Raw genomic sequence first — 17059 nt, forward strand, 5'->3', positions numbered from 1 at the left:
AACTGAAAAGCGAGGTGTATTTATGAAATCCGAAGCAGTACCAACTGTTTCGAACGGTACAACCAATCGCCTAATTAACATCAAAGTAGGTCCAATTCCCCTGCCGCTTTATCTCATCATGGCGGCCATCATTTATGTCGCATCGGTTTACGGGAAACTGCCGGCGGATATGATTGGCGGTATTGCGGTCATGATGGTCATGGGGATACTGCTTGGCGACATCGGCATGCGGGTACCCGTACTGAAGGACATTGGCGGCCCAGCAATTTTATCTATTTTCATTCCTTCTATCATGGTCTTTTACAATTTGATTAATCCGGCGGCGCTGAAAGCCATCACCGCTTTCATGAAAGGTTCGAACTTCTTGTATTTGTATATTGCCTGCCTGGTGACGGGCAGTATCCTGGGCATGCAGCGGATAGTGCTTATTCAGGGCTTTTTGCGCATGTTTGTTCCGCTCTTAGTCGGTACTATCGCCAGTATAGCCGCCGGCACGCTGGTCGGTACCCTTACCGGGCTTGGCGCACACCGTTCATTCTTTTATGTCGTTATTCCAATTATTTCCGGAGGTGTCGGTGAAGGTATTTTGCCACTGTCAATGGCCTATTCCGAGATTTTGCAGCAATCCCATGAAAAATTCATTCCCCAGCTCATCCCGGCCGCGATGCTTGGCAATATTGTGGCGATTATGGCGGCGGGATATCTTAAACGTTTAGGCGACAGAAAACCGCACTTGAGCGGCAACGGGCTACTAGTAAAAACCGGTCAGGACGAATTTTTGCGGGCTGCTCAGACGACAGAAAAACCGGTGGATTTCTCCCTGATGGGGGCCGGTCTGCTATTGGCTTGCACTTTCTATATATTTGGCATAGTCGCCAATAAATTTATTGGCATTCCGGCGCCAATCATCATGATTTTTTCAGCCGCTATTGTAAAGGCCATCGGCATTATGCCCGCCAAAATGGAACAAGGGGCATATCATACTTACCGCTTCATTGCTTCCAGTTTAACGTGGGCGTTGCTAGTAGGGGTAGGTGTGCTCTATACGCCGTGGAAAGACGTGATTGCCGCTATTACGCCAGCCTATGTGGCGACCGTGGTTGCCACCGTTTTGGCGATGGTCGCGTCAGGCTTCTACGTAGGCAAATATATGAACATGTACCCGATTGAAGCGGCAGTGGTTACGGGCTGTCATAGCGGGCTCGGCGGTACCGGCGATGTAGCTATCCTGTCCTCTGCCAACCGGATGGAACTGATGCCGTTTGCCCAGGTATCGACCCGTATTGGCGGAGCATGTATGGTTGTTACGGCCGCAATACTTTTGCGAATGTGGCATTAGAAAATGCTTGCTTATTGGAGAACGAAGCGTAGTTGGCCTGTCGTCAGACAACCTGACCGCTAGGCCGGACTGAACTATGCTGCAGCAAGTTAAACGGTGTATGCTGCCCGTATAAGGGCAGCATACCTATATCAAGGAGGGAGAATATGGGACGAATTATGCGCTCGGCCCAGGCTGGTACCCTGGAATCCAATGATATCATGATTACGGTGACTCCCGGCGCGCCTGGCAGCGGGACGGTTATCGAACTGGAAAGCATTGTCCTGCTTCAGTACGGCGAGGCTATTCGTCAAACGCTTGCCGCTGTAGTAGCAGAAACGGGCATCGACGATATATACATCAAAGCCGTTGACCGGGGAGCTCTCGATTGTACCATCCGCGCCCGGATGCTTGCAGCCTTGGCGCGTGCCGGCGCGGTGCTGAAGGAGGATATGGCGTAATGGAACTGAGAAGAACCATGTTGTTCATTCCTGGCAATAACCCCGGCATGCTGCAAAATGGCGGGGTTTTTGGCGCTGACGCGGTCATCCTGGACTTAGAGGATGCAGTGGCGCCCCAGGAAAAAGATGCAGCCCGGTTGCTGGTAGCCCAAGCCCTGCGGTTTGTGGATTATGGCGCTAGCGAGACGGTGGTGCGCATTAATACCCTGGATACTTTCGGGCGGCAGGACATTAAAACAATCGTTCCTTGCCAGCCGGACGCCTTATTGGTGCCCAAGGTACAATGCGCCGAAGACATTCATGCCGTTGTCGCCGTGGTGGCGGCAGCCGAGCGCCCCGGGCAGAAGCCGGTCAAGCTGATAGCCTTAATCGAAACGCCCCGTGGACTGGCTGAAGCGCAGGCGATAGCCGCGGCTGACGAGCGGGTAGCCGCTCTGGCGTTTGGTGCCGAGGATTATACTGCTGCTATTGGGGCGCAGCGCACCAAAGAAAGCCAGGAAATCCTCACGGCCCGCATGCTGCTAGTCAATGCCGCCGCAGCCGCCGGGGTGCAGGCCATTGATACACCTTACACTGATGTCAATGACGAAAGCGGCTTAAGGCAAGATGCTGCGTTTGCCAAACAACTCGGGTTCAAGGGCAAGCTGGTTATCAATCCTCGCCAGATTGACGTTATTCATAGTGTATTTAACCCCAGTGACCGGGAGATTGGCTGGGCGCAGCGCGTTATTAAGGCAATCCGTCAGGCGGAAGCTGAAGGTTCAGGAGTTGCTTCCCTGGATGGCAAAATGGTGGATGCTCCTATCGTCAGCCGGGCGGAGCGTATTCTCCACCTGGCGCGTCTACTGGGGCTTGATAAGGAGGTACAAGCATGATCAACGCAATCGGGCGCGAAATTCCCGATCTTGTTGAAGGATATGGCGCAGTGAAGCCGTTTGCCGGGGCATTTCATACTGTGCCGGACATGAAGCGCCATGCTCCACGGGTGAAGGCGGTGCGACCGGGAGAAAACAAGGTGCTAAGCAGTCTGGAGGAGGTCTTTCGGCGCATCGGCATCAAGGACGGCATGACCTTGTCATTTCACCATCATTTCCGCAATGGCGACGGTGTTGTCAACATGGTGCTGGCTACAGCGGCCAAACTGGGCCTGAAAGATTTGAAGATAGCATTAAGCTCGGTATTTCCAGTACACGCGCCGCTCGTTGATCATATCAAACACGGGGTGGTTACCGGGTTGGACACCAATTATATATCGGGGCCGGTAGCCCAGGCCATATCAAGGGGGATTTTGGCCCGGCCAGTTATTTTGCGCACCCATGGTGGGCGGGCGCGGGCCATTGAATGCGGTCAACTCAAAATCGACGTGGCTTTTATTGCCGCACCGGCTGCCGACGATTTCGGCAATATTAACGGTGTAGAAGGACCAGCGGCGTGCGGCTCGCTGGGTTACGCCTTCCCGGATGCCGAATACGCCGATTACGTTGTCGCCGTAACCGACCATCTGGTAGAATATCCTTTGTCGCCTGTATCCATTCCTCAGACACGGGTAGACTATGTAGTCAAGGTTGACTGTATTGGTGACCCCAAAGGAATTGTCTCCGGGACTACTCGTATTACCAAAGACCCGGTAGGACTAAAAATTGCCAATACTGCCGCAAGAGTCATTGAAGCGGCGGGGCTTATTAAAGAAGGGTTTTCATTTCAGACCGGAGCGGGAGGGGCGTCGTTAGCGACAGCTCACTTTGTCCGGCAGATGATGGAAAGGGCCGGCATTACCGGCAGTTTCGCTCTGGGCGGTATTACCGGCTATATGGTGGATATGCTGGAAAAGGGGTTATTTAAAAAGATTATCGACGTTCAGGGATTTGATCTCGAGGCCGTCCGGTCCATTGCGACCAACCCTAACCATCTGGAAGTTAGCGCCAGTTTCTATGCCAGTCCGTTCAACGCCGGCTGCGCCGTAAACAAGTTGGATGCGGTCATCCTGGGGGCCACGGAAATTGATACCGACTTTAATGTCAATGTCGTCACCGGCTCGGACGGCGTAATCATGGGCGGTTCAGGCGGTCACAGCGACGCTGCCGCCGGCGCTAAGGTGACTATTGTTGTCGCCAACTTGCTCCGGGGGCGCCTGCCTATTATTGTCGATAAGGTGCTGACGGCCACGACTCCTGGGGAGACTATCGATGTACTGGTGACCGAGCGGGGCGTGGCGGTAAACCCGCGGCGCGGCGACTTGAGAGAACAGCTCGTTGCCGCAGGTTTGCCGGTCAAGGAGATTCACGAGTTAAAGGCGCTCGCGGAAAAAATTGCCGGGATCCCGGCGAAAGCGCCTGCCGGCGGACGAGTAATAGCTGTTGTGGAATACCGTGATGGCACGATTATTGACGTTGTACGCCAGCGTTAAGATAGATTAAATTTATAATAAAATACGGACTTTATTGACAGCGTCGGCGAAGTTGTCAGCAAATACAGTAAAATTGACCTTGTGCCGATGATGGATGAGGAAAAGTATTTGACGCCTGGCGACCGGCAGGGCTTATTTGATCTCAGCTTTGGCAAGGCCCCGGTGGCATTGTCTGTTATGACCTCCGGTTCATCGAACTGACGCGCGCTCTGGCGCTGAAAGGAGTCGAGGTACTGTTCGTAACCGGGTGGGCAAAGACAACAATAATACCTTTTTCGGCCATTCCCTGGTCGTCAATCCATGGGGCGAAGTTCTGGCCGAGGGCTGTGAAAAACCGAAGAGCAGGTTGTTGTCGACGATATTGATCTTAGTATCGTGCCGGAAATTCGCCCCAAAGTAACGGTATTCGCGGACCGGCGTGCGCAGCACTATTAAGCGGAGCATAGTACGGGTCGCTTGGCCTGCCAACAAGCCATTAAGTTAAGCTCTTTTCAGTTGCCCGGCTACACCGGGCAGCTTATCATTACAGCGAGCCAGACGCAAGGGTTCGCTGTAATGATAAGACTGCCAAAAAATATTAGTAAATTATTTGGGCAGGGAAGAGGAGTATCGTCTAAATATGCCGAAAGCTATGAATAGAATGGCAACCGCAAGGTGACGGCCCCAGACCGCCAGACTCGGGGTTGCTTTTTGCATTTCACACGGAGGTGCTGTAATGATAACCAATGAAATTAAAGAAAAACTTCGCGCTATCGTCGGCGCTGAAAACGTACTCGATTCCAATATCGACCGTTTTGGCTATTCTTATGATTCGTCTTTTGTTCCGCTCGTGCCTGCCAACAATCCCGACGTTGTCGTTCGTCCCCTTACGACGGAGGAAGTGTCGAAAGTAATGGCTCTTGCCAACGAGCATGGCATTCCGGTAACGCCGCGGGGAGCGGCCAGCGGTCGCACCGGCGGCAGTATTCCCCTGGCCGGCGGTATCTCCTTATCCCTTGACCGGATGACCAAGATTTTGGAATTTGATGAGAAGAACATGATGGTCACTGTTGAGCCGGGGGTGCGGACGGTTGACCTGTACAATTTCTGTGCGGACAAAGGCTTATTCTATCCGCCTGACCCGGCAAGCTGGAAGTTTTCCACCATCGGCGGCAATGTGGCCGAAAATGCCGGCGGCATGCGGGCCGTTAAGTATGGTGTCACCAGCAATTATGTGATGGGCCTGGAAGTGGTGCTGGCCGATGGTACGGTTATTCAAACCGGCGGTAAGGCCATTAAGAACGTAACCGGCTATAATCTTACCCAACTGTTCACCGGCTCGGAAGGCACGCTTGGCATCATCACCAAGGTGCTGCTCCGCCTTATCCCCATGCCCAAGGTGCGCAACACGCTTCAGCTCATGTTTTATTCCCTTGATGACGCCTGCGCCACCATTCACAAAATGCTGCAGTCTGGCGTCGTGCCGGCAGCGGCGGAACTGATGGATAAAATGAGTATTCAGGCGGTGGCCCGTCATCGCAAGCTCGATATAGATCCGGCCATCGAGGCCTGCGTTATCATCGAAATCGACGGCGACAGCAAGGAAGACCTTGATAAACAAGCCAAGCAGATCGAGACGATTGCCCGCGGTTTTAATGTCGCGGAAGTACGCATCGCGCAATCGAAGCAGGAAGAGGAAGACATCTGGGCGATTCGCCGCGGCCTAAGTTCGGCGGTAGGAGCAATGGCGCCCAACCGGCTGGGCGAGGACATTTCGGTGCCGCGCAACGAATTCCCCGAAATGGTCCGCCGCATCCGCAAAATCTCGGAAAAATACAATCTGCCCATCGCTGTTTACGGCCATGCCGGCGACGGTAACTTGCACCCGTCGGTCTTGTGCGACCTGTCCAATCCCGAGGAGGCCGAACGGGTTCACAAGGCGGTTGACGAAATTTTTGCCGAAGCCCTGGCTGTCGGCGGTACGCTGTCAGGCGAACATGGCATCGGCATTACCAAACGGCCTTATACCCTGAGTGCCCTGGGTGAAGGGGGCATCAGGACGCTCAAGGCGATTAAACAGGCCCTCGACCCGAAAGGTATCTTAAATCCAGGAAAAATTTGGTAAATAATTCGGACTAAAAGGAGCTTACCATGAGCAATATTGATAAACGCGACCTTTTGCAGCAAGTGAGCGGTATCGTCAGCCAGTGCGACCGCTGCGGCACTTGCCTTACAGTCTGTCCGCTGTTTGGTGTAAAAGATATTGAAGCGTCCAGCGCCCGCGGCAAAAACAATATCGCCCGCGCCCTTGTGCAGGGCGGTTTTGAGCCCACGCCTGACGTGCTGGAAGCCATGAATTTTTGTTTGCTCTGCCGCACCTGCGTCGAAAACTGCCCGAGCAAGGTGAAAACCGATGAGGCGATGATGGCTATTCGGCAATATTTTGCCGATAAGTCCGGCGCCAGCGTAAAGTATAAAGCCCTTGGTACTATGCTGAAACACCGGACGTTAGTCAAAATGTCGGCAGGCGCCATTGGCGTGATACGCAAAGTGGGGTTAAACCGCCTCGTTCCCTTCGGCATGGCGCCAAGTCAGTTTACCCGCGAGCAGTATCTTGCCAACTTCGCCGGCCCGGCCGCCCTCGGCGGCCCGGCGCCCCAGTCGTCCGTAAGCCTCCCGGCGAATGCTAAGGTAGCCTATTTTTACGGCTGCGGCATGCGCATGATGTTTCCCGAGGCGGCCAAGGAGACGGTGGCGATTTTGCGCACGTTGTCCGAACCGAAACTGGTGGACAATGTGTGCTGCGGCTTGCCACACCTGGCCCACGGCTTGCGCGGCGATTTTTTGGAACTGGCCAAAGAAAACATTCGCCTGTTTGAAGACGTCGATGTGGTGGTCAGTGACTGTGCCAGCTGTAGCGGCATGCTCAAACATATTGCTGCCTATTTTGCCGATGATCCGGAGTGGAAAGACCGGGCGGCCGCGTTCAGTCGCAAGATCATGGGTCTCAGCGAATATTTGGTGAAAGTCGGTTATCAGCCCCGGCAACGCACTAATGTGAAAATTACCTTCCACGAACCGTGCCATCTCGGTCGCGGCCAGGGAATCAAAAAGCAGCCGCGCCAGCTGCTCACTGCGGCGGCGGATTACGTCGAAATGCCCGGTGCCGATACATGCTGCGGCGGCGCCGGATCCTTCCACATTGATTATCCTGATATTGCGAACGCAATTCTCGACAAGAAAAGAGCCAATATCGAAAAAACGGGCGCCCAAATCGTCGTTACCGAATGTCCCGTCTGCCTAGTACAGATGACTAAGGCGGCTGAGAAAAGCGCGGGCAAGTTCCGGGCGATGCACATCAGCCAGGTGCTTTAACTAACAGAGGCGGCAAGCTTTGTGGGCTTGCCGCCTCTGTTTCTCCCTGAAATTTTCCTGCCTTTACTATTGCACTTTTGGCTGTTTGTGATACAATCAGGAAGGCGAATAATCGAGAGGCAGGTGCAGACTAATGCAAAAAATATTCAAATTGTCACAACCGGCCGTGGAAGCACTGGCCGCAAAATATGGCACCCCACTTTTGGTGTTGTCCCGCGACCAAATCCGCTATAACTACAATTTTCTGGCAGAACACCTGCCTGGCGTGCATATCTATTATGCCATGAAGGCCAACCCGGATCCGCGCATTATTGACGAGCTCGCTGGTCTCGGCGCGTGTTTTGACGTGGCTTCGGACGGCGAAATCCTGGCCTTGGCCCAAATGGGCATCGCGCCCGAGCGCATCGTATACGCCAATCCGGTGAAAACCGCGTCCGGCTTGGCGGCGGCGCGGCAAACCGGTGTACGCAAATTTACTTTTGACAGCGAAAGCGAGATTTATAAGATGGCCAAGGCGGTCCCGGGCGGTACGGTGCTGCTTAGGGTGCGGGTCGATAATCCCCACGCCCTGGTCGACTTGAATAAAAAATTTGGCGCCCACCCCGACGAAGCTCTCCGTCTCTTGACGATTGCCCGCGAGCAGGGGCTGGACGTGGCCGGTCTATGTTTTCACGTGGGCAGCCAGTCGACCGACGCCGGCGCCTATGTGGACGCCCTGGCGGCCTGCCGTCGAATTTTCGATGCCGCGGCAAAGGAGGGTTTTAACCTGCGCATTCTGGACATCGGTGGCGGTTTTCCCATCCCGGCGATTGGCATGAAGGTGGATGCGGCGGCTATGATGGGCCAGATCCGCACGGCCTTGGCGCAGTACTTCCCCAATACCGAAATATGGGCCGAGCCAGGCCGGTTTATCTGCGGCACGGCCGTCAATCTTATTACCCGCGTCATCGGCGTGCAGCAGCGCAACGGCCAGCAGTGGTATTTCCTGGATGAAGGGCTATACGGCACTTTTTCCGGCATTATCTTCGACCACTGGGACTTTGAACTGGAGACCTTTAAGTCCGAGCCGAAAATCCCGGCGACTTTTGCCGGGCCGAGTTGTGACTCGCTGGATGTTCTGTTCCGTGATAAACTGACGCCGCCGCTGGCGATGGACGACCTTATCTTAGTGCCGTCCTGCGGCTCCTACACTTCAGCTTCGGCGACGGTTTTCAACGGGTTTGCCAAAGCGCCGATTATTGTGTGGGAAGAGGTTAAGAGCGAGATCGCCAATTTGGCCAATGCCTGTTAATTTAGGCTAGTGAAAAAATTATAACCACGGAGGACACGGAGCGTGCAATATACATTGCACTTGAGGGATAAATTTCTCTCCGCGTTCTCTGTGGTTTGCATTTTTTAAGAGCAAAACAAAACGCCAACCGCGAAGGTTGGCGTTTTATATGTGGTTTGGTCGGGGTGACAGGATTTGAACCTACGACCTTTCGGTCCCGAACCGAACGCTCTACCAAACTGAGCTACACCCCGAAAGTTTATGGTCGGAGCGACTGGACTTGAACCAGCGGCCTCCACCACCCCAAGATGGCGCTCTACCAAACTGAGCTACGCCCCGACGCTGGTGGGGTTAAACGGACTCGAACCGCTGACCTCTTCGATGTCAACGAAGCGCTCTAACCAACTGAGCTATAACCCCAGACAGCTTTAAATTATAGCAGACTTATTGCTGTTACGTCAATGGGAAATCATGTAAATTTAGCGCGCAGGGCCTGAACTTTTGCCTTGATATCCGGCGCGCCGACAATTTCTGTCACTAAGGCGACGGTACGGGCGCCATGACGGATGACTTCGGCGAGATTATGCTCTTTAATGCCGCCGATGGCCACAAAGGGCAGGGAAATGTTTTTGGCGACATAAGAAAGGTATTCTAGGCCTACCGGGGCGCAGACGTCTTTTTTGGTTTGGGTCGCATAGATGGGGCCGACTCCGATATAATCAACCACTCCCGAATTTTCGGCGGCCTGGGCCTCGGCCGGGGCGTGCGTTGACAGGCCGATAAGCATCTCTTTGCCTACCAGTTGACGCACCTTTTCCGGCGGCAGGTCGTCTTGACCGATATGCACGCCGTCAGCTTCGACCAACATGGCCAAATCAATGTGATCGTTAACAATGAATGTTACGCCGGCAGCGCGGGTGAGCTCACGGATTTTGCAGCACTCCTCATACATGCGGCGCGCCTTTTTTTCTTTTTCCCGGTACTGAATTACCTTAATGCCGGCCGCGATCATGAGCTGGGCAACCTCGACATTGCTTCGTCCCAGTGAGTGCTCTTCCGAAGTTATGCCATAGATGTCGGCGCGGCGTAAATTGGCTAAGGCCGTTTGTCTATCCACGGCTAGTTTCCCCCTTTTTTATTGGTCCTAAAACCCAGTTAAGAATTACGTCGGCTTGTTTGGCGGCGGCAATGTTTACACAGGGTGCTACCGGCGGGCAGGCGGGCCCGCTCGCGGTCGTCAGATCGCCTACCAAGTAAAAATTATCTTTAATTTTGTGGACGCGAATGCGGTCGCTATCGCCCCAACCGGCCAGCCCGGACGCGGCGACCAAGAGTTTCCCGGACGACAGATAATGCTCGACAATCATTTTCTTGTATTCCGCCCGGTCGACGGCCTCGACGACAACGTCGCAGTCTCCGAACAGTCCGTTAATATTATTTTCGTCTATTTTGGCCTGGACTATATCTATTTCGACATCAGGGTTAATCTGCCGCAAGTTCTCCCGCAGCATTTGCGCCTTCGGCTTGGCAACCTGGTGGAGAAAGTAAAACTGCCGGTTGAGGTTGCTGTAGTCAACACAGTCAAAATCGACAATTTTGAACTTCTTAAAACCAGACCGCACCAGCAGCTGGGCGCAATTTGACCCCAGGCCGCCGGCGCCGGCAATACCGATTTTAACAGACTGGATTTTGGCCAGCATGCCGGCCGTAAAATAACGCAGTAATCCTTGTTCAAAAGTATTCATGCGGCTTGCTCCTATTCCCGGCAGACGCAGCGTTACAGCGCCTGCCAATCTTTATATACCGGCTGATACCCTTGGGCATACAGCATTGCTGCCACTTCCGCCACCGTACGTTCATCGGAAATTTGGAACTGCCCGACGGCTTCCTGGTCTGAGCGACCGCCGACGGCGGTGCAGGAGCCAGCGGACATTTTGGTCACGCCCAGCCTTACCATCGCATCCCGCAAGCGCCCATTCTCCCTGGTTGACAGGGTAATGCCGCTGCGCGGCATAAATAGGCGAAAGGCCAGGACATATTGTACCAGGTTTTGGTCACTCACCACGACCCGGGGCGGAAAGCCGCCGAGGTGCGGCCGCATCCGGGGCGGCGAAATGCTTACTTCTACGTCGGGAAACCTGCGCTGCAGGTAATCGGCATGCAGGCCGGTGAAGAATGCTTCTTGCCGCCAGTCGTTAAGGCCGAGCAAGGCGCCGATGTTTACCGTCCGCATCCCCGCCTGGCAGGCCCGCTCCGGTGCTTCCAACCGAAACCGGTAATTGCGTTTCGGGCCGGCGGGGTGCATTTCGGCATAAACCTCTTCGTTGTACACTTCTTGATAAATCGTCAGCCCGTCCACACCGGCGCCGATTAATTCGGCGTATTCTTCCTGGGTCAGCGGGTAGATTTCAATGCTGATGGAAGAAAAGTATTTTTTCAGTATGTTAACGCAGTCTTTAATGTAGGAAACCGGTGAATGCTGCCGGGATTCGCCCGTAAGAATGAGAATGTGTTTTAAGCCGGTAGCGGCGATAAGCTGGGCTTCCTGTTCAACTTCCGCCAAGGTGAGTTTTTTCCGCTCTAGCTTATTTTTAAGCTGGAAGCCGCAATAAACGCACTGATTAACGCAATAGTTGGCCAAATACAAAGGCGTATAAAGCAGCATTGTCCGGCCGAAATGCTGAACGGTCAAGCGGTGGGCCTTTTGGGCCATTTCCTCTAAATAGGCTTCGGCCTGCGGTGACAGCAAGGTCAAAAAATCGAGGGCGCTGAGCCGGTCTTGCCTCAAGATGCGCCGCACGTCACTATCGGTAACTTTCGCAAAATAGGCGGCAAAATCAAAGTGCCGATAGTCTTCGATAACGTCGTAAAAAGTGCCCATTTTACCGACCTCGTTTCATAGGTTATTCGCGGAGGAAGCCGGTCAAAGGCGACGAGGCGCTGGCATACTGCTGGACAGCGCCCGGACCGGCCAAATAGGCGGTGCGTCCGGCGGCGACAGCCAGGCCAAAAGCCTTCGCCATGGCTACCGGGTCGGCCGCGGTTGCAATAGCGGTATTCACCAAGACCGCCGCCGCGCCCAGCTCCATTGCCTCGGCTGCTTCCGACGGCCGGCCGATGCCGGCGTCGACAATGATCGGCAAAGGTATTTCTTCGATTAAAATCCGGATCAGCTCTTTTGTCTTTAACCCACGGTTGCTGCCGATCGGCGCCCCCAGCGGCATTACGGCCGCCGCCCCGGCTTCGGCTAGTCTTTTCGCCGCCATTAAGTCGGGGCTCATATAGGGCAGTACGACAAACCCTTCGGCCGCTAAAATTTCGGTAGCCTTAATTGTCTCATAGTTATCTGGCAGTAAATAACGGTTATCGGAGATTACTTCAATCTTGACCCAGTTGCCGCAGCCGGCGGCTCTGGCCAAGCGGGCGATCCGGACGGCTTCTTCGGCGTTCCTGGCGCCGGAAGTGTTGGGCATTAAAATACAGTTTTTCGGGATGTAGTTAAGAATGTTTTCGTCGCTGCTGTCCAGATCGACACGCCGCAGCGCCACGGTCACCACTTGTGCCCCTGAAGCCGCGACGGCCTCGGGGATCAATTTGTTGGACGCGAATTTACCGGTGCCTAAAAAGAGACGGCTGGTAAGTTCTTTGTCGCCAATTTTCAATACATCTGCCATTGGTTTAGCCTCCCCCTACAAAAGTGACGATTTCTAAGCGGTCATTTTCTTTTAATGCTGTTTCGGGCCAGCGGTCTTTGGGGATAATGGCGAAATTAAGTTCGGTAATAATAGTTGCCGGATTTAATGCCTTGTGGGCCACCAGCTCGGCCAGCGTCATGCCTTCCGGCAAGTCGACCGGATTGCCGTTTATCAGGACTTTCAAACCGTTCCCCCCTTAATCTAAATATAAAAAGCGCACCCGGTTAGGTTAGGTGCGCTTAAATACCTCCCTACGCGGGCATTACCCCGATCAGGTCAAGAGGTCAGGTGCTTACTAGCCCACTCTCAGCCCATAACATGGGCTCCCTCGTTACACTATTCATTTTATTGCAACAGCTGCCAATTAATTCCTATTACCATTTTATACCTAAAACGACGAATTGTCAAAACAAATTGAAAATCGGATGGTGAAAAGTGGAGGGGGAAAGGGGACAGGGGGGAGAACCGCAGAGATATTCATGCCAATAAATTGCACCACAAGCCAGGAAAACCGGGATTGAACCGCGGAGCGCACGGAGAGTGCGATATACATCGCACTTGGGGTTTTAATTAATTTTAATAAAATTTTATCTCCGTGTCCTCTGCGGTTCTCTATATTCCCCATTTTGAAGTTGCCGGTTTTCAGGGTATGTGCGCGAAGTACGTAAAGGGCTACGCTTGCGTGACTTTTGGAGCGCTTATATTATATTTATTTCCGCAAAAGGGAAATGCTAGGCCTTAAGCGAATTTGTGAGCCGTGGAGAATTTTGCGCTGGAGGGTCATTAATGGAAAAACAATATGATATTGGCCTCATCGGCCTGGCGGTTATGGGGGAAAATCTGGTTCTTAATATGGCCGGCAAAGGCTTTGCCGTAGCCGTGTACAACCGGACGGTCAGCAAAGTGGACGACTTTGTGGTCGGCCGCGGCAAAGGCTTCGCCATCGGCGGCGCCCATTCGGTGGCTGAGCTGGCGGCCATGCTAAGCCGCCCGCGGAAAGTCATGCTCATGGTCAAAGCCGGCAAGCCGGTGGACGATATGATCGGCGAACTGCTGCCTTATCTAGAGCCGGGCGATATTATCATTGACGGCGGCAACTCCTACTTTGAAGATACGCGGCGCCGTTGGCGCGAACTTGCCGCCAAAGGCATCCGCTTTATCGGCATGGGGGTATCCGGCGGCGAAGAAGGGGCGCTGAAAGGGCCCAGCCTGATGCCGGGCGGCGACCGGGACGCTTATGAGGAAGTGGCCCCCATCTTTACTCGCATTGCCGCTCAGGTGGCGGACGGGCCGTGTTGTGCGTATGTCGGCCCGGACGGCGCCGGGCACTATGTCAAAATGGTGCATAACGGCATCGAATATGGCGACATGCAGCTTATCAGCGAGGCCTATTATATCATGAAGAACGCCCTCGGCCTGTCGGCCGACGAGCTGCACCGCGTTTTTGCCAAGTGGAACGAGGGGGATCTGGATTCCTACCTGATTGAGATTACCCGCGATATTTTCACGAAATACGACGAGGCGACCGGCCTGCCGCTGGTGGAAGTCATTCTCGACAAGGCCGGGCAGAAGGGGACCGGTAAATGGACGTCGCAGAGCGCTCTTGATCTTGGCGTGCCCACCCCGACCATCACTGAAGCCGTTTTTGCTCGCTGCATGTCGGCCTACAAGGAAGAGCGAGTGGCGGCCGCCAAGGTTCTTACCGGGCCGGACGGCCGCTATACCGGTGGCCGGGACGAATTTATCCAGGCCATTCATGACGCGCTGTACGCCTCCAAAATCTGCTCCTACGCCCAGGGCTTTGCCCTCCTTAAGGCGGCCAGCGCCGAATATCAGTGGGACTTGGATTTGGGGGAAGTGGCCCTGCTGTGGCGGGGCGGATGCATCATCCGGGCCCGGTTCCTGGATCGGATCAAGGAGGCATACCGGCGCGATCCCGAGCTTCCCAATCTGCTCATCGATCCCTTTTTCCGGTCGGTTCTGGGCAATGCGCAGGCTAATTGGCGGCTGGTGGTCAAAACCTGCAAGGAGCTTGGCATCCCTACACCGGCTTTCAGCGCTTCGCTCGACTACTATGACAGTTATCGCCGCGCCGTGCTGCCGGCCAACCTCATCCAAGCCCAGCGCGACTATTTCGGCGCCCATACTTATGAACGCACCGACAAGCCCGGCATTTTCCACACGGAATGGCTTGAAAACAAATAGTTGGCTGCCCCGCGGGGCAAAATAGACATGCGACCATAAGTTTCATACTTTTTTGTTGATCACGACAGCGGCATCACGATTATTTAGCGGCCATATAATATTTATAGCTAAACATGACCAAACAGGACTGTCCGACAACCCCTAGCCAATGGGATTTGTCAGCGGTCCTGTTTTTGCTAATATTCGGTAAGGACAGCGCACCATACATAGAATAATTGGATAAGGAGCGAAGCGTATGCAAAAGAAACGCAAACGGGCTGCTGCCCGTATCGGACTACCGCCAGGGACGCTTTGCGGCGGCGATGACCGTTCGGCTCAGCCGCGGCTGTGGGTAACCGCTTATGACGAGGCCGGTGTAAATGAACAGGAGATTGGCGCCGTGGGCGATGTTTTTCCCCTGCGACCGGCGCCGGCCGTAACCTGGCTTGACGTGCGCGGCGCCAGCGCGGCGGTGGTGGAGGAGATCGGCCGCCGGTTTGCCATTCATCCGTTGGTGCTGGAGGATATCCTTAATATCGATCACCGCCCCAAACTCGAGGACTATGACCATTATCTATTTATCGTGCTTAAAGCGCTGGCGCTGGACGGCGCCAGCGCTACGGCCGGCGGGGCCTTTGGCGTGGAGCAGATCAGCGTCATTCTTGGCAAGAACTATGTAATTACTTTCCAGGAAAGCGACAATGACATCTTTCGTCCGGTGCGGGAACGCATTAAAAGCGGCAAAGGCCGCATTCGCAAGGTCGGTGCCGACTATCTCGCCTATGCCCTGATTGATACGGTAGTTGACCATTATTTTGTGCTGCTCGAAGAACTGGACGAGCGCATTGAGGCGCTAGAGGACGCGCTCGCCCATGATCCAGGTCCTAAGGTGCTTGACGAGATCCATAAGCTGAAAAATAGGCTGCTGCACCTGCGCCGCAGCCTGTGGCCACTGCGGGAGGTAATTGGCGCCATCGATCGTGGCGATTCGGCGCTGTTTCAGGACAGTACCCTTGTCTATATGCGCGACGTGTACGACCATACGGTACAAGTACTGGAGACAATAGAAACTTATCGCGACATTCTGTCAGGCATGCTCGATATCTATCTTTCCAGTATAAATAACCGCCTGAGCGAAATTATGAAATTCCTGACCCTCATTTCTACCGTCTTTATTCCGCTAACCTTTATCGCCGGCGTATACGGCATGAACTTTGAGTATATGCCCGAGCTTAAGTGGCGGTGGGGCTATCCGGCGGTGCTCGGCCTGATGGCGCTGGTTGGGGGCTGGCTCGTCGTGTATTTTCGCCGGAAAAAGTGGCTTTGATCGGCCGGTGCTAGGCCCGTAGTCCTAAAAAATAGAGACCGGCGCTACTGGTAGTTTAAGGCGGTGGTCCGATGAGTGAACTGGGGCTTTCGGCTATAATAAAAATGAAAATGGCAAGAACGGTGGTTTTAAATGGAAAGCACAATGAAGGCAACAGGGAGGGGTAGGCATGAAATTGTCCACGAAAGGAGTGCTGGCAATTGCCCTTGTGCTCAGTCTGGCAACAACCGGCCTTATCTATAAATACCTGCAGGAAGCGACGCAAAAGACGCCTCAGGAGGGTGTAGTCGTTGTTGTGGCTAAAGTGGACATTCCGCCTAAGACCAAAATCACGGCGGAAATGGTTGCTACGGCTAAAGTGCCGGCCGAATATGTCCAACCCGGCGCGGTCCGCGAGCTCAAAACGGCCGTGGGCGCCATCGCCCGCGAGCATATTGTGGCCGGCGAACAAATCGCCGAGCGGCGGCTGGTCATTCAAGGCAAGTCGGCAGGCTTTACCGGCATCATCCCTCCCGACAAACGGGCGGTGACCATTGCCGTAACCGAAGTGACCGGTGTGGCCGGTTTCGTCAAACCAGGCGACTATGTCGATGTTGTCGCCACCTTCGACCAGAATACGGTGGGCGACAATGTCAGCCAAATCATTCTGCAGAACGTCTTAGTGCTGGCGGCCAACCGCGATGCGGAAGCAGGGGCGGCGGACGGGGCCAAAGATAAAAAGGAGGCGATCAAGACGGCGACGGTGACGCTTGCCGTGACGCCCGACGAAGTGGCCCAGTTGGCATTGGCCGAAGACAAGGGTAAGGTGCGCCTGGCCCTGCGCCCCTACATGCCCTCTACTGGAATTACCATTGTCAATGCGGTAACGCCGAAAGATATTGTCGGCGCCCATACCTCACCGGTACAGAACGGGCAGTCCGACGACAAGGCGCCGCCGGCACCGCCTGCCAGCCGGCAGCCGGATGACGGTCAGGGCAAGGGGATCCAGCTTATTCGCGGCACCAAGGTGGAAACAATACCCGTCCAGTAAACTGGCGTCTAAA

General features: G+C 54.4%; 15 protein-coding genes, 3 tRNA genes and 1 riboswitch. Of the genes, 10 read left to right on the forward strand and 8 right to left on the reverse strand.

All coding sequences use genetic code 11. The annotated features are described in order from the left end of the window. The first annotated feature begins 22 nt into the window (after positions 1–22). The 7 genes from TCARDRAFT_RS05430 to TCARDRAFT_RS05460 all read left to right on the forward strand — a co-directional run bounded on the left by TCARDRAFT_RS05430 (position 23) and on the right by TCARDRAFT_RS05460 (position 8831). Positions 23–1339 carry a 2-hydroxycarboxylate transporter family protein gene (locus TCARDRAFT_RS05430; protein WP_007289001.1) on the forward strand — a complete coding sequence of 439 codons (1317 nt, stop codon included), beginning with the start codon at positions 23–25 and terminating at the stop codon, positions 1337–1339. A 146-nt stretch (positions 1340–1485) separates the two neighbouring features. Beyond that, on the forward strand, positions 1486–1779 hold the full coding sequence (gene citD / locus TCARDRAFT_RS05435; RefSeq protein ID WP_007289002.1) for a citrate lyase acyl carrier protein: 294 nt from the start codon (positions 1486–1488) through the stop codon (positions 1777–1779). Next, positions 1779–2654, forward strand: coding sequence for an HpcH/HpaI aldolase/citrate lyase family protein (locus TCARDRAFT_RS05440; protein WP_007289003.1), 876 nt, complete (start codon positions 1779–1781; stop codon positions 2652–2654). Before citD ends, TCARDRAFT_RS05440 begins: the two co-directional genes overlap by 1 nt. Continuing rightward, positions 2651–4186, forward strand: a complete 1536-nt coding sequence (citF, locus tag TCARDRAFT_RS05445) for a citrate lyase subunit alpha (RefSeq protein ID WP_007289004.1) — start codon at positions 2651–2653, stop codon at positions 4184–4186. Before TCARDRAFT_RS05440 ends, citF begins: the two co-directional genes overlap by 4 nt. A gap of 715 nt (positions 4187–4901) precedes the next feature. Next, a complete protein-coding gene (locus TCARDRAFT_RS05450) occupies positions 4902–6290 on the forward strand; it encodes an FAD-binding oxidoreductase (protein WP_007289005.1) in 1389 nt (462 codons plus the stop codon). Positions 6291–6316: 26 nt separating this feature from the next. Beyond that, entirely contained in the window at positions 6317–7540 is a 1224-nt protein-coding gene (locus TCARDRAFT_RS05455) for a (Fe-S)-binding protein (protein WP_007289006.1), read from the forward strand. 133 nt (positions 7541–7673) lie between these two features. Next, positions 7674–8831: a type III PLP-dependent enzyme gene (locus TCARDRAFT_RS05460; RefSeq protein ID WP_007289007.1), complete on the forward strand. Its 1158-nt coding sequence runs from the start codon at positions 7674–7676 to the stop codon at positions 8829–8831. Positions 8832–8987: 156 nt separating this feature from the next. Here the strand turns inward: TCARDRAFT_RS05460 and TCARDRAFT_RS05465 are convergent. The 8 genes from TCARDRAFT_RS05465 to thiS form a co-directional block, all read right to left on the reverse strand. Continuing rightward, positions 8988–9064: transfer RNA gene (locus TCARDRAFT_RS05465), tRNA-Pro, on the reverse strand. An 8-nt stretch (positions 9065–9072) separates the two neighbouring features. After that, positions 9073–9149, reverse strand: a tRNA-Pro gene (locus tag TCARDRAFT_RS05470). Between the two features lie 4 nt (positions 9150–9153). Beyond that, positions 9154–9230: transfer RNA gene (locus tag TCARDRAFT_RS05475), tRNA-Val, on the reverse strand. A 49-nt stretch (positions 9231–9279) separates the two neighbouring features. Next, positions 9280–9927 carry a thiamine phosphate synthase gene (gene thiE / locus TCARDRAFT_RS05480; protein ID WP_007289008.1) on the reverse strand — a complete coding sequence of 216 codons (648 nt, stop codon included), beginning with the start codon at positions 9925–9927 and terminating at the stop codon, positions 9280–9282. Then, positions 9920–10555, reverse strand: coding sequence for a sulfur carrier protein ThiS adenylyltransferase ThiF (thiF, locus tag TCARDRAFT_RS05485; RefSeq protein ID WP_007289009.1), 636 nt, complete (start codon positions 10553–10555; stop codon positions 9920–9922). Before thiF ends, thiE begins: the two co-directional genes overlap by 8 nt. Before the next feature lie 32 nt (positions 10556–10587). After that, positions 10588–11691: a 2-iminoacetate synthase ThiH gene (thiH, locus tag TCARDRAFT_RS05490; RefSeq protein WP_007289010.1), complete on the reverse strand. Its 1104-nt coding sequence runs from the start codon at positions 11689–11691 to the stop codon at positions 10588–10590. Positions 11692–11713: 22 nt separating this feature from the next. Next, positions 11714–12484: a thiazole synthase gene (locus TCARDRAFT_RS05495; RefSeq protein WP_007289011.1), complete on the reverse strand. Its 771-nt coding sequence runs from the start codon at positions 12482–12484 to the stop codon at positions 11714–11716. Positions 12485–12488: 4 nt separating this feature from the next. Further along, on the reverse strand, positions 12489–12689 hold the full coding sequence (gene thiS, locus TCARDRAFT_RS05500; protein ID WP_007289012.1) for a sulfur carrier protein ThiS: 201 nt from the start codon (positions 12687–12689) through the stop codon (positions 12489–12491). A gap of 47 nt (positions 12690–12736) precedes the next feature. Beyond that, a riboswitch (TPP riboswitch) is annotated at positions 12737–12845 on the reverse strand. Between the two features lie 446 nt (positions 12846–13291). On the opposite strand from thiS, the gene gnd reads away from it, so the two are divergent. From gnd to cpaB, 3 genes are all read left to right on the forward strand, one after another. Continuing rightward, positions 13292–14710, forward strand: a complete 1419-nt coding sequence (gene gnd, locus TCARDRAFT_RS05505) for a decarboxylating NADP(+)-dependent phosphogluconate dehydrogenase (protein WP_007289013.1) — start codon at positions 13292–13294, stop codon at positions 14708–14710. A gap of 235 nt (positions 14711–14945) precedes the next feature. Next, entirely contained in the window at positions 14946–16016 is a 1071-nt protein-coding gene (gene corA, locus TCARDRAFT_RS05510; protein ID WP_007289014.1) for a magnesium/cobalt transporter CorA, read from the forward strand. A 169-nt stretch (positions 16017–16185) separates the two neighbouring features. Then, positions 16186–17046, forward strand: a complete 861-nt coding sequence (cpaB, locus tag TCARDRAFT_RS05515; RefSeq protein WP_007289015.1) for a Flp pilus assembly protein CpaB — start codon at positions 16186–16188, stop codon at positions 17044–17046. The last annotated feature ends 13 nt before the right edge of the window (positions 17047–17059 follow it).

This window comes from Thermosinus carboxydivorans Nor1 (assembly GCF_000169155.1).
GTDB lineage: Bacteria > Bacillota > Negativicutes > Sporomusales > Thermosinaceae > Thermosinus > Thermosinus carboxydivorans.

Bases quoted from the DNA above. Each gene is read 5' to 3' on its own strand.
- cpaB (WP_007289015.1), top strand. From the start codon at position 16,186: ATGAAATTGTCCACGAAAGGAGTGCTGGCAATTGCCCTTGTGCTCAGT.
- thiF (WP_007289009.1), bottom strand. From the start codon at position 10,555: ATGAATACTTTTGAACAAGGATTACTGCGTTATTTTACGGCCGGCATG.
- citF (WP_007289004.1), top strand. From the start codon at position 2,651: ATGATCAACGCAATCGGGCGCGAAATTCCCGATCTTGTTGAAGGATAT.
- TCARDRAFT_RS05430 (WP_007289001.1), top strand. From the start codon at position 23: ATGAAATCCGAAGCAGTACCAACTGTTTCGAACGGTACAACCAATCGC.
- TCARDRAFT_RS05440 (WP_007289003.1), top strand. From the start codon at position 1,779: ATGGAACTGAGAAGAACCATGTTGTTCATTCCTGGCAATAACCCCGGC.
- gnd (WP_007289013.1), top strand. From the start codon at position 13,292: ATGGAAAAACAATATGATATTGGCCTCATCGGCCTGGCGGTTATGGGG.
- thiH (WP_007289010.1), bottom strand. From the start codon at position 11,691: ATGGGCACTTTTTACGACGTTATCGAAGACTATCGGCACTTTGATTTT.
- TCARDRAFT_RS05455 (WP_007289006.1), top strand. From the start codon at position 6,317: ATGAGCAATATTGATAAACGCGACCTTTTGCAGCAAGTGAGCGGTATC.
- corA (WP_007289014.1), top strand. From the start codon at position 14,946: ATGCAAAAGAAACGCAAACGGGCTGCTGCCCGTATCGGACTACCGCCA.
- citD (WP_007289002.1), top strand. From the start codon at position 1,486: ATGGGACGAATTATGCGCTCGGCCCAGGCTGGTACCCTGGAATCCAAT.
- TCARDRAFT_RS05450 (WP_007289005.1), top strand. From the start codon at position 4,902: ATGATAACCAATGAAATTAAAGAAAAACTTCGCGCTATCGTCGGCGCT.
- TCARDRAFT_RS05460 (WP_007289007.1), top strand. From the start codon at position 7,674: ATGCAAAAAATATTCAAATTGTCACAACCGGCCGTGGAAGCACTGGCC.
- TCARDRAFT_RS05495 (WP_007289011.1), bottom strand. From the start codon at position 12,484: ATGGCAGATGTATTGAAAATTGGCGACAAAGAACTTACCAGCCGTCTC.